The following is a 15,046-nucleotide window of genomic DNA, read 5'->3' on the forward strand; positions in this document are numbered from 1 at the left end:
GCGGTACTGGCAGTATCCGCCGCCGGGCGCCCGGACGCGATGCGCCGGGGCCGCTCCGGCGTGTTGCCTCGAGCAGAATTGACCCACGAAACAGGTGGCTCAATGACCCAGGAAATGGGTGCATTCCGCGCCTAGGGTCGTAGCCATGACGACGAACGGCACCACCGCCGCCCCCGCCCGCCTCGACTACGCCCGCACCGCCCCGAAGGTGTTCCGCGCGATGATCGCCCTGGACGCCGCCGCCCGTGAGGGCCTGGACCCGGCGCTGGTCGAGCTGGTGCAGATGCGCACCTCGCAGCTGAACGGCTGCGCGTACTGCCTGGACATGCACGCCAAGGACGCCCGCAAGGCCGGCGAGACCGACGAGCGGATCTACCTGCTGCCGGTCTGGCACGAGGCCCCGGCCGGGGTGTACAGCGAGCGCGAGCGGGCCGCACTGGCACTGGCCGAGGAGATCGCGCGGATCGACGGCGGGGTCCCCGACCCGGTGTACGCCCGGGCCGCCGAGCAGTTCGGGGAGGCGGAGCTGGCACAGCTGATCTCGGTCTGCTTCACCATCAACGCCTGGAACCGGATCAACGTGGCCACCCGCAAGACCCCGGGCACGCTGTAGCAGCCGCCCGCACCGGCACCGCCCCGCGGACGGGAGTCCGGGGACGGGCCCCGCGTCCGCGCGGAACGCGCCGCAGGCCACCGGGGGTACGATCGGTGCCGTACCCAGGGCCGCCCGCACCCACCCGGTGGCCCCGAGGCCCTTACGAACGACGGCCCCCGCGAACGACGGCCGCAACGAACGACGGGAAGTCCATGTCCGGCTCGCACTACTTCACCGGTGCACCCGAGGTCGCCAGCGAGCGCCGGCCGATCACGGTCTCCCTCCCGGACGTCACCCTGGAACTGACCACCGACGCCGGGGTGTTCTCCCGCAGCCGACTCGACCCGGGCACCCGGATCCTGCTGGAGCACGCCCCGCAGCCGCGGGTGCGCGGCCCGATCCTGGACGTCGGCTGCGGCTACGGCCCGATCGCGCTGACCTGGGCGACCCGGCGCCGACGGCTGCCGGTGTGGGCGGTGGACGTCAACGAGCGGGCGCTCGAACTGGTGCGGCTGAACGCCGAGGCACTGCGGCTGGGCAACGTCCAGGCCGCGCTGCCGGACGACGTCCCCAAGGACGTCCGCTTCGCCACCATCTACTCCAACCCGCCGATCCGGATCGGCAAGTCCGCGCTGCGCAAGCTGCTGACGCACTGGCTCGGCCGGCTGACCCCGGACGGCTCGGCGTTCCTCGTGGTGCAGAAGCACCTGGGCTCGGACTCGCTGCAGAAGTGGCTCAACGAGCAGGGCTACCCGACCTCCCGGGTCACGTCGGTCAACGGGTTCCGGATTCTGGAAGCGCGGCCCCGCCCGGATGCGGGCGAGGGCTCCGAGAGTGGACGGGGTACCACGTCGTGAAGCAGTTGCGCGGGACCGAACTGAAGCGTCTGCACCGCTCGTGGCGGCGCAGCAACGAGTTCCGGCTCGCGATGATCCTGGAGAACCTGCAGTCGCCGTTCAACGTCGGCTCGGTGGTCCGGACCGGGGCCGCGATGGGCGCCGAGAAGCTCTACCTGACCGGGGACACCCCGTCGGTGCGCTCGTCCGGTGCGCAGAAGGCCGCGATGGGCACCGACAAGTACCTGAAGGTCGAGCACTTCCCGACCGTCGCCGAGGCGGTGGCGGCCGCGAAGGCGGACGGCTTCAAGGTGGTCGGGCTGGAGCTGGCGGACGAGGCGGTGCCGATGTTCGCCGCCGAGCTGACCCCGGCGGTGGCCTTCGTCCTCGGGCACGAGGACCGCGGGATCACGCCCGAGGCACTGGCGCTCTGCGACCAGGTGGTGTTCGTGCCGCAGCTGGGCCGGGTCGGATCGCTGAACGTCTCGGCGGCCGCGACGGTGGCCTGCTACGAGGCGCGCCGCCAGGGGTACGCGATCAGCGGCACCCCGGACGGCAGCGACCTCGGCGGCGACCTCGGCGGCGACGAGGAGTAGGTCCGTACGACGGCGACAACGGTGGCGGGGTGGGCCCGACGGCCCGCCCCGCCACCGTTTTCCGCACGCCGCTTTCCGCACGCCGTTTCCGCACGCCGTTTCCGCACGCCGCGGATCTCTGCCATATGGCAGATGTCGGCAGCCGCCCCGACCGGAAGCATTCCCGGGGTGACCGAACTGCAGATCCTCGACCTGACCAAGGAGTACCGCGGCGGCCGGCGCGCGGTGGACTCGTTCTCACTGACACTCCGGCCCGGGGTGCTCGGCCTGCTGGGGGCCAACGGCGCCGGCAAGTCGAGCCTGATGCGCATCCTGGCCACGGTCACCCGGCCGACCTCGGGCCGGGTGCTGTGGGAGGGCGTCGACATCGCCCGCCGGCCCGGGCCGCTGCGCCGCACCGTCGGCTACCTGCCGCAGGACTTCGGCGTCTACCCGCAGCTCACCGCCCGCGAGTTCCTCGGCTACCTGGCCGCCGCCAAGGGGCTGCGGCGGCGCTCGGCCAGGGACCGGATCGAGGAGCTGCTCCAGCTGGTGAACCTGTCCGGGGCGGCCGGGCAGCGGCTGGGCGCGATGTCCGGCGGGATGCGCCAGCGGGTCGGCATCGCCCAGGCGCTGCTCAACGACCCGGCGCTGCTGATCGTGGACGAGCCCACGGTCGGGCTGGACCCGGAGGAGCGGCTGCGCTTCGGCAGCCTGCTGAGCGGGCTCGGCACCGACCGGATCGTCGTACTGTCCACCCACATCGTCCCGGACGTGGCCGCCACCGCCGACCGGATCGCCGTGATGGGCGACGGCCGGCTGCTGCACCACGGCAGCCCGGAGGAGCTGCTGCGCGGCGCCGAGGGCTCGGTCTGGGAACTGACCGTGACGGCCGATCAACTCCCGTCGCTGCGTTCGCGGTTCCTGCTCGGCGGCACCACCCGCACCCCGCAGGGGGTCCGGGCCCGGGTGCTGTCCGGACACCCGCCGGCACCCGGGGCGCAGCCCGTACCGCCCCGGCTGGAGGACGCGTACCTGCTGCTCACCGCCGGGCCCGAGCGGGTGCCGGCGTGCTGACCAGGATCGGGGCGCTCGCGCTGGCCGACTTCCGGGAGCGCCGGCGGCGGCCGGGCTACCTGGTGGTGCTGATCGGCACGCTCGCGCTGGGGCTGCTGGCCGCACCGGTCGGCGACTCCCGCTGGGAGGTGTTCCAGGTGACCGACCTGCACGGCCGCTACACCAGCGGCTACGTGGGGACGGTGACGGCGCTCGGCGGGGCGGTCTGGCTGTCGCTTGCGGGCTTCGGGATCGCCCGGGGCACGGTCGTCCGGGACGAGGAGAGCGGCGTCGGCCAGCTGCTCGCCGCCACCCCGCTGAGCCGGATCGGCTACCTGGCGGGCAAGTTCGGCAGCAACCTGCTGCTGTTCGGCTCGATGCTGCTCGCGCTGGCCGGGACGGCGCTCGGCGTGCAGCTGGTCAAGGGGGACTCGGACCGGGTGGACGTGGTGCGGCTACTGCTGCCGTACGTCCTGATCACGCTGCCGCTGCTGGCGGCGGTGGCCGGGTGCGCGGTGCTCTTCGACACCGTGCGCGGGCTGCGCGGCGGACTGGGGGCGATGGTCTGGTTCGTGGTCTGGCTGGTCCTGGTGCTGGGCGCGCAGGCCGGCGGCGGGCCGGACCTGCTGGGCATGCGGCGGATCACCGCGTCGATCCGGGAGGTGCTCGCGGCGGGCGGGCGGCCGGTGGACGGGGTGGAGTTCGGGGTCGGCCTGACCGCGGACAACCGGGTCACCGGCACCTTCGACTGGCCCGGCCTCGGGCCGGGCGAGGCGGTCGGACCGGCAGCCACGGGGGTGCTGCTGGTCGGCGCGGCGGTGGGGATCGCGCTGGTCGGGGCGCTCTGGTTCGGCCGCTTCGACGGGGCCGGGGCCGGTCGAAGCGCCCACCCCGCCACGGCCCCGGACGCGCAGACACCCGCGGCCGAGGCCGAGACCGCCCCGGCCGGCTTCGCCCTCGACCCGGCCCGGCTGACCCCGGCCCGGGAGGGCCGCAGCGGCCTCGCCGCCGTGCTCGGGGAGCTGCGGATCCTGGAGCAGGGCCGACGGCTGTGGTGGTGGGCCGGGGCGGGCGTGCTGGCCGTGGCCGCGGCCGGCGTCGCCCCGGACGGGCCGAGCCACCCGGTGCTGCCGTTCGCGATGCTCTGGCCGGTACCGCTCTGGTCCCGGCTGGGCCACCGGGCGGGCGGCGGCAGCGTCGGCGAGTTGCTCGGCGCCTGCCCGTCCCCGCTGCGCCGGGGGCTGGCCGGGCTGCTCGCCGGGATCCTCCCCGCGCTGGCGGTGGCGGCCGTGCCGGCCGTGCGGCTGCTCGGCGCCGGGCAGTCCCGGGCCGCGGCGGGGGCGCTGGCGGGGGCGCTGCTGGTCCCGGCGCTGGCGCTGCTGTTCGGCAGCCTCACCCGTGGCCCCCGGCTGTTCCAGACCGTCTACCCGCTGCTCTGGTACGGGATGGTCAACCACGTTACCGGGCTGGACTTCCTCGGCGTCTCCGGGGAGCGGGCCCCGGCCCCGGCGGCGGTCGCGGGTGTCGCCGCGGCGCTGGCGGCGGCCGCGCTCGCCCTGGACGCGGTGCGGCACGCCACCCGCTGAGCCCCACGGAGGAGGGCCGGTTCCCCCGCCGGGGGGAGCCGGTCCGTTCGTACGGCGGAGGCCGCGGCCGGGGGTCGGCTGGGAGCTTGGAGGCAGCCGGGCGGCAGCCCGACTCCCTTCTCCCCATGGAGGATCGACCATGCGCAGGACCACCGCCGCCGTCGCGCTCGCCACCGCCGTCACGGCCCTCGCCGCCACAACGGCGGGCACCGCCGCGGCCGCGCCCGTACCGGCCGGGCACCTCGCCCTGCACAGCTGGACCCTGCTCAACGAGCACGGCCCGGGCCCCAACCCGGGCGAGCGGCTCACCGCCCGCGTCGACGCCCGGACGGTCGACGGCCGCGCCCGGGGGCACGCCGTGGCCCAGCACGTCTTCACCAAGGACGGCACCGTCCGGGTCGAGTTCGACATCGACTGCCTGACGGTCGACGTCAGCGGTGCGGTCACCGTCACCGGGCCGATCGATCGCGTCACCGTCACCCCGGTCGGCGGCCGGCCGACCACCACACGGCCCGGCTGGCGCCCCGAGGCCGGGCTGACCTACTACCCGGCCGACGAACACGGCAAACGCCGGGTCGGCTGGGCCGCCTCCGACTACCGGGACCCGAACGCACCGGCCAAGGTGACCAAGTGCACCCCCGTCCCGGCCGACTTCTGGGTCATCGAAGGCGGGACCGTCCTGCACCGGTAGCGGCGCCCCGGCGGTCCGGAGCGGTCAGCCCGGCGTCGGCCGCGCGTCGGCGCCGCGCACGACCGTCGTGGGCATGACGCCGCCTTCGTCGACCCGCACCCGGTCCGCCAGGAACGCGACGAGCCCATCGCCACCCTCGCCTACCTCGACCAGTAGCCCGGCAGATCGACCAACTGGCTCCACAACCCCCGCTCCACCGCCGTCATCCCGACGTCCCCCACCACCCGCTCCGGATGCCCCGGCCCCGGCCCCACCAACCCGCCCGCCTCAGCCGCCGCCACCGCCCCCGCCACATGCGCCTGCCCGAGCGCCACCAGCCCCGCCCCCAACCGCCCCCAGAAGCCCCCGACCCGCCGCCACCACACCCCACGCGCCATCCCCCCAGCCTGCCCGCACCACCTCGAACCCCCCTCGACCCGCCCCCATCCGCCCCCGCCCCGCCCAACGCAAAAGGCCCGGTCAGAACATCTGACCGGGCCTTCCACATCTGAGCCGCCTGCGGGATTCGAACCCGCGACCTACGCATTACGAGTGCGTTGCTCTGGCCAACTGAGCTAAGGCGGCACCGCTGCCGTCTGTGGTGGCAACGCGGGCCAGTCTACACAGATTCGCAGGTGATCCGTAGCCAGGACGGGCGAGGGCAGGGCGGGGGCAGAGCGGGGGTGGGACATGGGTGGGCAAAGGGGGATGGTTTTCGCTTCAATCGATCGCCGGTACGACGTTACGATGAGCGCCCCCCTGCCACCCCTTCCCCACCCCGGAGCGCATCGTGCTCGGCGTCAACGACCTGGCGACTTACATCCTCGGCGCCCTCGTCATCATCCTGCTGCCCGGTCCCAACTCGCTGTACGTGCTGTCGGTCGCCGCCCGGAAGGGCATCCGGACCGGGTACCAGGCTGCGGCAGGCGTGTTCGTCGGCGACCTCACGCTGATCAGCCTGACCTCGCTGGGCGCCGCCTCGCTGCTGAAGGCCAACCCGGCGGTGTTCGCGGTGGTCAAGTTCGGCGGGGCCGCGTACCTGCTGTGGATCGGCTTCGGGATGCTCCGCGCCGCCCGCCAGCTGTGGCGCGAGCGCCGGGCCGAGGCCGACCCGGCCGCCGAGGCGGCGCCGGAGGCGGTCGAGCGGCCGTTCCGCCGGGCGCTGGTGATCAGCCTGCTGAACCCGAAGGCGATCCTGTTCCTGCTGTCGTTCTTCACCCAGTTCGTCGACCCGTCGTACGGGCAGCCCGCGCTGTCCTTCGGCCTGCTCGGTGGGATCCTGCAGACCTTCAGCCTGCTCTACCTCTCCCTGCTGATCTTCGCCGGCACCACGCTGGCCACCGCCTTCCGCCGCCGCAGGCGCCTCTCCGCGACGCTGACCAGCGGCGTCGCCGTGCTGTTCGCGGGCTTCGCCGCGAAGCTGGCGGTCTCCTCCGCCTGACGGCAGGCGGCTACCGGTCGCAACGCTTACCCTGCTCCGGCGCCTTCCCGGTCAGCAGGAAGTGGTTGACCGCGCCGTCGACGCAGGTGCTGTGCCGCCCGTAGGCGGTGTGGCCGTCCCCGTCGTAGGTGAGCAGCCGGCCGGACTCCAGCTGGTCGGCGAGGGAGCGGGCCCAGTCGTACGGGGTGGCCGGGTCGCGGGTGGTGCCGACGACGACGATCGGGGCGGCGTCGGCGGCCCGGATGGTGTGCGTCGCGCCGGTGGCCCGGACCGGCCAGTAGGCGCAGGTCAGCGCCATCCAGGCCATGTCGCGCCCGAAGTGCGGCGAGGCCCGCTCGAAGTCCGGCACCGCCCGCTGGACGTCGTCCGGCGAGCTGAAGGGGGCGGGCAGGTCGAGGCAGTTCACCGCCGTGTTGGCGAACATCAGGTTGGGGTACGAGCCGTCCGCCCCGCGCCCGTAGTACTCGTCGGAGAGCTTCAGCAGGCCGGTGCCGTCGCCCGCCCGGGCGACGGTGAGCGCGCTGCGCAGCCTGGGCCAGAGGAAGTCGGCGTACATCGCCTGGATGATCCCGGTGGTCGCCTGGGAGCCGGTGAGCCGACGCCCGTTGTCGGTGCTCGGCAGCGGGTGGGCGTGGACGGCCGTGAGCAGGGCGGTGAGCTGCTCGCCGACCTGCTGCTCGGTACGGCCGAGCGGGCAGTCCTCGTGCTTGACGCAGTCCTTGGCGAAGGCCGCCCAGGCGGTCTCGAAACCGCCGGCCTGAGTCCGGTTGCCGGCCACCGAGTCGAGCGCCGGGTCCATCGCACCGTCCAGCACCACCCGCCCGACCCGGCTCGGGAAGAGCCCGGCGTAGGTGGCCCCGAGGAAGGTGCCGTAGGACTTGCCGACGAAGTTCAACCGCTCGTCGCCGAGCAGGGCGCGCAGCACGTCCATGTCGCGGGCCGCCTCGACGGTGCTGAGGTGGCCGAGCGCGGCCCCGGCCTGCCGGGAGCAGCCGTCGGCGAACTCCTTGTCGGCGGCGACCAGCGCGTCGATCGCCCGCTGGTCCCCGGGTTCGAGGTCGACGGCGGTGAAGGCGTCCATCCGCTCGCCGCTCAGGCAACTGACGGGGTTGCTGCGGCCCACCCCGCGCGGGTCGACGCCGACCAGGTCGTACCGGGCCCGCACCGAGCGGTCGTACGTCCGGGCGACGGCCTCCAGGTACTCGATCGCCGAGCCGCCGGGCCCGCCCGGGTTGAGCAACAGGGAGCCCAGGCGGGCGTCGGCCCCGGAACCGGGAGCGGGAGCGGGTTGCGCACCGGATTCGCCCGGTACGGCCGCCGCCCGGGCTGCCGAGAGGGTGAGGTCGCCGTCCCCCGGACGGTCGTAATCCGTCGGCACCTGGAAGGTGGTGCACTCGAACCCGCCGTCGCAGGGCTGCCAGACCAGCCGCTGCGCGTAGTACGGCGCGAGCGCGTCCGGCACGGCGGCGGGCAGCGGCTCCAGTGGGGTGACGCCGGCCGCGACGGACGCGTCCGAGCCGGTCGAGTCGGACGGCCCCGCACTGCACCCGCTCACCGGGACCGCCAGCAGCCCGGCCGCCAGCAACGCGGCCGCCGCCCGGACTCGCCGTCCGAAGACCCTCATCCGCTCCTCTTTCCATGAATCCACGAACCCCACGAACCCCCACGAACCCCGCGAATCCACGAACTCCGCGAACCACGGAAACCACAGAAACCACAGAAACCACACGAAAGAACGAGCACGAAGGTACGGGAGCGAAGAAACGCGGCTGCCCGGCACCCACCCGGGGTACCGGGCAGCGTAACGCCCGCTCAACCACCGTTCAGGACGCCTTCGCCAGCGCCTCGGCCAGGAACTGAGCCGCCTGCCGGACCAGCCGCAGCCGCTCCCGGTCGGGGGTGTAGTCCTGCACGTTGTCCGAGATCCGCACGTCCGCCTTGGCCGCCGGGCCGGGGCCCGCCTTGAGCGCGGTCTGGAGCGTGCGGGCCGTGTCCAGCCCGGCGGCGTCCGCCTTCGCGGCGGCCAGCAACAGCTTGGCCGCGCTGCCCGCCGGGGCCTCGGCGCCGGCCTGCGTGAGCGCGGCGGCGTCGTACCGGCCGGAGACCGCCGCGGCCGCGCCGTACAGGTCCGGGCGGGCCAGCCCGGCGGCGGCCGCGCACGGCGCGCCGCCCTCGACGCCGAGGGCGCCCCAGGAGGCGGGGCCGGGGGGCAGGGTGCGGAAGGAGGCCGCGATGGTGGTGCGCAGAGTCGCGTCGTCGGAGACGGCGGCCGGGGCGGCGGCGATCAGCTCGCAGGGGTGCGCGGTGCCGTTCGGCGCCTCGGGGGCGACCAGGATGAACGCACGGGCACGGCCGGTCTGCAGGGCTGCGCCGACGCCCTCGAAGACGTCCGGGACCTCGGCGTCGGCCGTCTTGCCCGGCGTGGAGGCGTGCATCACGACGACGGGGAAGCGCGCGTTCGACTCCTTGGCGTACTGCGGCGGCAGCCAGACCCGGACGTTGCGCGGCTTCCCGTCGGGGCCGAGCACGGCGGACTGCAGCAGCTCACCGCCTCCCGGGTGCCCGACGCTGTCGAAGCGGCTGACCGCGGTGGGCGTCGCGGCAGCGGAGGTAGCGGCATCCGCAGCGGTGGGCGACTCGGTCGGCGTCGGCGGTGCCGCCGGCTGCCGGACCGCCGGACCGGCGCCGGAACCCTCCCAGGCCCCCGCCGCGGCGGCGTCCACGGCCGGCTCCACCCGATCCGCCTCCTCCCCACCCCGGCTGAGGCCCCCGAAGGCGCCGAGCGCGGTGAGCAGCGTCAACGCGGTGACGCACACTCCGCAGACCATCGCCCCCGCCGCCCGCAGCAGCATCGGCCACCGGTCGCCGGCCAGTTCGTAGGTCTGAGCGGCGCGCAGGTCGCGCCAGCGATGGAGCGCGCCGCGCGCCAGCCAGATACCGCCGACGGCGGCGGCCAGCAGGGGGATGACGAGGAGCGGACGAACCACGGAACGCACCACCTCGGAGGAGGGCCGGCGCCGGACCGGACCCGGTGCCGTCAGGGAGGCGACCACGCCGGCGGCGGGCCCCCGACACAGGGGGAGCCCGGGGTACGGCTGGGGCGCAGTCGGCCCCCAGCGTGCACAACGGGCGCGCTGTCACACGCGGGTGTGCCCGGCGAGTATCGCCCGTTCACTCGAAGGTGGGACGGCAGGCCACCTCCGGGAGGCGTACGGGGGACCGGAGGCCTGCGGCGAGGACCAGCGGCCTACGGGGAGGACGGGGCCCACCGGGAGGACGGGAAGCCCACGGCGAGAAGGGAACGGCCTCAGCCCGCCCGCAGCGCCACCGTCATCGCCTCGACCGCCAGCAGCGGGTCCACGTTGCGGTCCAAGGCCGTCCGGCAGGCGAGCACCGCCTCGATCCGGCGCAGCGTGCTCTCCGCCGGCCCGGCCTGGGCGACCCGGTTCAGCGCCTGCCGCTGGTCCTCGTTGGCGAGCACGCCGGTGGAGCCGAGCTGGAGCGCCAGCACGTCCCGGTAGAAGCCGAGCAGGTCGAGCAGCGCGACCCCGAGGGTCTCCCGGCGGGTGCGGGTGGCACGGCTCTTCTGCCGCTTCTCCAGCTCCTTGACCGCCCCGGCCATGCCGCGCGGCGCCTTGCTGCCCTCGGCGGCGCCGTAGGCGGCCTTCAGGTCGTCGGTCTCCTTGGCGTCCTGGGTCTCGGCGAGCGCCTCGGCGTCGGCCTTGGCGGTGTCGACCAGGCGCTGGGCGGCGGCCAGGCAGCCGCCGATGTCGGAGACCTCCAGCGGGATCCGCAGCACCTCGGTGCGGCGGGTACGGGCCTGCTCGTCCACCGCGAGGCGGCGCGAGCGCTCGATGTCGCCCTGCCCGGCGAGCGCGGCCAGCCGGGCGGCCTCCGGCTCGACCCCGTCCCGGCGGACCAGCATGTCGGCGACGGCCTCGGCGGCGGGCGTGCGCAGCACGAGCAGACGGCAGCGCGAGCGGATGGTCGGCAGCACGTCCTGGACGGAGGGGGCGCAGAGCAGCCAGACGGTGCGCGGGGAGGGCTCCTCCACGCCCTTGAGCAGCGCGTTCGCGGCGGCCTCGGTGAGCCGGTGGGCGGCGTCGACGAGGATCACCGACCAGCGGCCGCCGGTCGGGTAGCTGGAGGCGCGCAGCACCAGGTCGCGCATGTCGCCGACGCCGATGGACAGGCCGTCGGTCCGCACGTACTTGACGTCGGCGTGGCTGCCGGCCAGCACCGTGTGGCAGCCGTCGCAGAACCCGCAGCCGGGCGTGCCGCCGAGCGCGAGGTCGGGGCTGGTGCACTGCAGGGCGGCGGCGAAGGCGCGCGCGGCGGTGACCTGCCCGGCCCCGGGCGGGCCGGTGAACAGCCAGGCGTGCGTCATCAGGGAGGCGTTCCCGCCCTGGACCGGAGCGGCGCCGCGACCGGCCTCGACCGTCGCCCCGGCCGCCCGGGCCGCGGCGGTCAGCTGCTCGACCACCCGCTCCTGGCCCACCAGGTCGTCCCAGACGGCCACTGCTGCTCCCAAACTCCGTACGACAGCGCTCCCGGCGCCGATTCCCCGCCGTCGAGCATACGTCTCCGCCCCGACAGCCACTGCTCCGTCCGGGTCACGCCCGTACGGCGGCGGGCGGCGCCGCCGAGGGCCACTGCCCCGACGACGCCGCCCGCCATCCGTGACGAAACGGGCTCAGCCCCGGCGACCCCAGCGCCGGCCCTTGCCCTTGCCGCCGTCCCCGCCCCGGTCGTCCCCGTCCGGGTCGTCCCCGCCGCGCCGGTTCCCGCCGTCGTGCGGGCCCTGCGGCCCCTGGCCACCGCCGTGCTCCCAGCGGGCCCACTCGTCGCGCGAGCCGAGCAGGGTGTCGGTCAGGCTCGGCAGGTCGTCCATCGGGGTCTCCTCGGCCCACTCCGGCCGAGGCCGCTCCGCCGTGGGCTGCTCGATGCCGGGCTGCTCGACACCTGGCTGCTCGACGGCGGGCTGTCCGGCACCGGGCCGCCCGGCACCCGCCTGCCGCCCGCCGACCACCGGCAGCTCACTCGTGCCGTCCGCCGGCTCACCGGAACGGCGGCCCCACTCGATCGGGGGCAGCACCGCGGTCTCATCCGCGGCGGGGACCTTCGGCAGCACGGCGGTCTCGTCCACCGCCGGCACCTTCGGCAGCACCGCGGTCTCGTCCACCGCCGGCACCACCGGCAACTTGGCAGTGGCGTCGGCCGCCTCGGCAGCCCGGACGGCCGCCGCCTGCCGGTCCCGCAACGACAGCTCCCGCGTCGCCTCGTCGCCGAGCCCGGCAGAGGCACCCGACGCGTCCGAAGCACCCCGCGAGGCACCCGAGGCACCCGGGGCCTCCCCCGGCGTCTCCCGAACCGCCCGCAGCTCCGTGGTGGCCGCGTCCCCGGCCTCGGCCCGCCCCTCGGCCCGCCCCGCAGCCGTCTCCGCCGCGGCGGCAGCCGCCGCGAGCGCCGCGGCCTGCGCCAGCCGGGCCTCCTCGGCCCGCTGCAGCGCCTCCTCCGCCCGGCGCCGCTGCTCCTCGCGGGCCAGGTCCCGCTGCCGCTGCAGCTCCGCCTGGGTGGCCGCCTCGTCGGCGATCCGCTTGCGCTCGGCGGCCTCCGCGGCCAGCCTGGCCTGTTCCTCCGCCCGGCGGCGGGCCTCCTCGGCGGCGCGGCGCTCGGCTTCCTCCTCCGCCCGGCGGCGGGCCTCCTCCTCGGCCTTGCGCCGGGCCTCGGCGGCGGCCCGCTCGGCCTCCTCCTTGGCCAGTCGCTCCTTCTCGGCCTGCTCGGCCCGTAGCTGCGCCAGCACCTCCTGGCGCTTGCGCTCGGCGGCCTCCTCCTCAGCCCGACGACGGGCCTCCTCGGCGGCGCGCCGCTCGGCCTCCTCCTTCGCCAGCCGCTCCTGCTCGGCGCGGGCGGCCTTCTCCTGCTCGGAGAGCGGCAGCTCGCGGTCCAGCCGGTGCCGGATGGCGGTGGTGACGAAGCCGGGGGCCTGGCTGCCGTCCACGACCAGGTAGCGCGCCGGGTCGGCGGCCGCGAGGGCGAGGAAGCCGGCCCGGACCCGCTGGTGGAACTCGGTGGGCTCGGACTCCAGCCGGTCCAGTGCCTCGGTGAAGCGCTCCCGGGCCCTGGTCGGGTCGACGTCCAGCACCACGGTCAGGTCGGGCAGCAGCCCGCCGGTGGCCCAGCGGGAGATCCGGGCGACCTCGGTGGCGGCCAGGTCGCGCCCAGCGCCCTGGTAGGCGATGGAGGAGTCCATGTACCGGTCGGTGATGACCACGGCGCCGCGGGCGAGGGCCGGCCGGATGACGTTCTCGACGTGCTCGGCCCGGTCGGCCGCGTAGATCAGCGCCTCGGCGCGGTGCGACAGGCCGGTGTTGCCGACGTCCAGGACCAGGCCGCGCAGCCGCTGCCCGACCGGGCTGCCGCCGGGCTCGCGGGTGAGCACGACCTCGTGTCCCTTGCCGCGGATCCACTCGGCGAGCGCCTGGGCCTGGGTGGACTTGCCGGCGCCGTCGCCGCCCTCCAGGGCGATGAAGAAGCCGGTGCCCGTGCCCCGGTGCGGCACCGGGCCGCTGCCGCCGCGCACCGCGTCCACCAGGTCCCGGGCGAACGGGGCGGTGCCGCGCCGGTCGTCGGTGCGCAGCAGCACGACGGCGGCGAGCACCAGCGTGAGCAGCCCCGAGGTGGCGACCGCGAGGGCCGCGCCGCCGTGGATGAAGGTGAAGGAGCCGGGCTCGACGGTGCCGTACTCGACGTCCCCGTAAGCCGCGGCGATCAGCGGGACGACCACCAGCGCGGCCGCGACCACGGCCCGCAGCACCGCGTGGAGGTGCTCGGTGACCTTCGGCAGTCGGGCCTCCTCGACCTCCTGGGCGAGCAGGGTGCGCCCGGCCGAGATGACGAGCCCGGCGGCCAGGCCGGCCAGCACGGTGAGCAGCAGGACCAGCACGAAGTCCAGCACCAGCCCGGCCAGGATCAGCGCGACACCCTCGGTGAGCAGCGCCAGCGCGAGCAGTCGGCGGCGGGAGAGCGAGGGCAGGACGGCCCGGGTGAGCCGGGCGCCCAGCGCGGGAGCGCCCGCCGCGGCGAGCACGGTCAGGCCGTAGCCGATCGGCCCGGCCCGGTGCTCGGCCGCGGTGAGCAGCGCCAGCGCGGCGACGCCGGCCATCGAGGCGAAGCCGGCCGCGACGGCGAAGGTGAAGTACGGGGCGCTGCCGGTGCGGCCCTTGCTCAGCGCGGGGCCGGGCGTGGCGTCGGTCGGGGCACGCAGGCCGGTCAGCGGCGAGTGCGGGGCGACGGCCACCGGGCCGCCGGGTAGCTGCTGGAGGTAGCCGCGGGCGGCCGAGGCGGCGAACAGGCCGGCCGAGCCGAGCGCGGCGAAGGTCAGCTGGTGGGCGCGCAGCCAGTCCGAGCCGAGCGCCGCGCCGATGTTGTTGAGCAGGGTGAAGGTGACCAGGCCGACGGCCGCGAGCGGCACGGTGGCCCAGCCGGTGAAGCGGTCGATGCTGCGGACGGTGTCCAGGTTGGCGGCGGTCGGCCGCTGCTCCGCGGCGGGCACGTACGGACTGGCCGGCGGCAGCAGGCCGGGGACGACGGCGGCCTTGGCGATCCCCCAGACCCGCTCGGCCGCGCCGGTGAGGAACACGGTGGCGAGCAGCACGTAGGTGGCGGCGCCGGAGGGCCGCGGTCCGGCGCTCAGCCAGACCGTCCACCAGGGCGCGAGGCCGATCAGCAGGGCGCGCAGCGCGTCGGCGCCGAACAGCGTCCAGCGCCGGTCGAGCTTCCCGGCGACCAGCTGGTGCAGCGGTTCCAGGAGCGCCACGCCGACCAGCCCGGTGGCCGCCACCCGGACGGCGAGGACGGCGGCGGTGGCGAAGGCGAGGCTGCGCGGCAGGTCGCCGAACTGGCCGCCCTGGGCGGCCGCGATCACGGTGAGCGCGAGCAGCACCAGCAGGCCGAGCCGGTCGGCGGTGCCGCCGATCAGCTGGGTGGTCCACAGGCGCCGGTAGGGGCGGGTCCGCAGCAGCGCCCGGGCCCGGTCCACGGGGGTTCCGGCGGGCACGACCTCGGTCAGGTCGGCCACGGTGGCTCCGGCAGCCGGGGCGGCGCTGGGGGTGGGCTGCTCCTCGCTCGTCATACGGTCAGCGTAGCGGGCTGGGCTTTGCCCGATTGAGACGAACGGCGTTCCGGACCCCGGTCATCACCGGGCTGTGACGATCCCTGCACAGACCTCGGGCCCGCGCCCCGGGTGGGGGCGCGGGCCCGAGTCCGCTCTCGGCGGGCTGTCGGA

12 protein-coding genes and 1 tRNA gene are annotated in these 15,046 nt (G+C 75.6%); 7 read left to right on the plus strand and 6 right to left on the minus strand.

The window, feature by feature from the left end:
- Positions 1-145: 145 nt before the first annotated feature.
- The 6 genes from ACGF12_RS11560 (at position 146) to ACGF12_RS11585 (ending at position 5,339) form a co-directional block, all read left to right on the plus strand.
- Positions 146-613 carry a carboxymuconolactone decarboxylase family protein gene (locus ACGF12_RS11560; RefSeq protein WP_393028094.1) on the plus strand — a complete coding sequence of 156 codons (468 nt, stop codon included), beginning with the start codon at positions 146-148 and terminating at the stop codon, positions 611-613.
- Between the two features lie 194 nt (positions 614-807).
- Positions 808-1,452, plus strand: coding sequence for a class I SAM-dependent methyltransferase (locus ACGF12_RS11565; RefSeq protein WP_393028095.1), 645 nt, complete (start codon positions 808-810; stop codon positions 1,450-1,452).
- Positions 1,449-2,027 carry a TrmH family RNA methyltransferase gene (locus ACGF12_RS11570; RefSeq protein WP_380608578.1) on the plus strand — a complete coding sequence of 193 codons (579 nt, stop codon included), beginning with the start codon at positions 1,449-1,451 and terminating at the stop codon, positions 2,025-2,027. Before ACGF12_RS11565 ends, ACGF12_RS11570 begins: the two co-directional genes overlap by 4 nt.
- 168 nt (positions 2,028-2,195) lie before the next feature.
- Positions 2,196-3,083: an ABC transporter ATP-binding protein gene (locus ACGF12_RS11575; RefSeq protein WP_393028096.1), complete on the plus strand. Its 888-nt coding sequence runs from the start codon at positions 2,196-2,198 to the stop codon at positions 3,081-3,083.
- Positions 3,077-4,648, plus strand: a complete 1,572-nt coding sequence (locus ACGF12_RS11580) for an ABC transporter permease (protein WP_393028097.1) — start codon at positions 3,077-3,079, stop codon at positions 4,646-4,648. Before ACGF12_RS11575 ends, ACGF12_RS11580 begins: the two co-directional genes overlap by 7 nt.
- Before the next feature lie 139 nt (positions 4,649-4,787).
- Positions 4,788-5,339, plus strand: coding sequence for a hypothetical protein (locus ACGF12_RS11585; RefSeq protein ID WP_393028098.1), 552 nt, complete (start codon positions 4,788-4,790; stop codon positions 5,337-5,339).
- Between the two features lie 140 nt (positions 5,340-5,479).
- Here the strand turns inward: ACGF12_RS11585 and ACGF12_RS11590 are convergent, their stop codons facing one another.
- On the minus strand, positions 5,480-5,716 hold the full coding sequence (locus ACGF12_RS11590; protein WP_393028099.1) for a DUF6059 family protein: 237 nt from the start codon (positions 5,714-5,716) through the stop codon (positions 5,480-5,482).
- 113 nt (positions 5,717-5,829) lie between these two features.
- A tRNA-Thr gene (locus tag ACGF12_RS11595) sits at positions 5,830-5,903 on the minus strand.
- Positions 5,904-6,108: 205 nt separating this feature from the next.
- On the opposite strand from ACGF12_RS11595, the gene leuE reads away from it, so the two are divergent.
- A complete protein-coding gene (gene leuE, locus ACGF12_RS11600; RefSeq protein ID WP_393028100.1) occupies positions 6,109-6,759 on the plus strand; it encodes a leucine efflux protein LeuE in 651 nt (216 codons plus the stop codon).
- 10 nt (positions 6,760-6,769) lie between these two features.
- Here the strand turns inward: leuE and ACGF12_RS11605 are convergent, their stop codons facing one another.
- The 4 genes from ACGF12_RS11605 to tmk form a co-directional block, all read right to left on the minus strand.
- Positions 6,770-8,383, minus strand: a complete 1,614-nt coding sequence (locus tag ACGF12_RS11605; protein WP_393028101.1) for an alpha/beta hydrolase — start codon at positions 8,381-8,383, stop codon at positions 6,770-6,772.
- Between the two features lie 199 nt (positions 8,384-8,582).
- Positions 8,583-9,746 carry a hypothetical protein gene (locus ACGF12_RS11610; RefSeq protein WP_393028102.1) on the minus strand — a complete coding sequence of 388 codons (1,164 nt, stop codon included), beginning with the start codon at positions 9,744-9,746 and terminating at the stop codon, positions 8,583-8,585.
- A 320-nt stretch (positions 9,747-10,066) separates the two neighbouring features.
- Complete coding sequence (locus ACGF12_RS11615) at positions 10,067-11,278, minus strand: DNA polymerase III subunit delta' (RefSeq protein ID WP_393028103.1); 1,212 nt, start codon at positions 11,276-11,278, stop codon at positions 10,067-10,069.
- Between the two features lie 174 nt (positions 11,279-11,452).
- Positions 11,453-14,893 carry a dTMP kinase gene (tmk, locus tag ACGF12_RS11620; RefSeq protein ID WP_393028104.1) on the minus strand — a complete coding sequence of 1,147 codons (3,441 nt, stop codon included), beginning with the start codon at positions 14,891-14,893 and terminating at the stop codon, positions 11,453-11,455.
- Positions 14,894-15,046 lie beyond the last annotated feature (153 nt).

The organism is Kitasatospora sp. NPDC048296 (genome assembly GCF_043201815.1).
In the GTDB taxonomy this organism is placed as follows: domain Bacteria; phylum Actinomycetota; class Actinomycetes; order Streptomycetales; family Streptomycetaceae; genus Kitasatospora.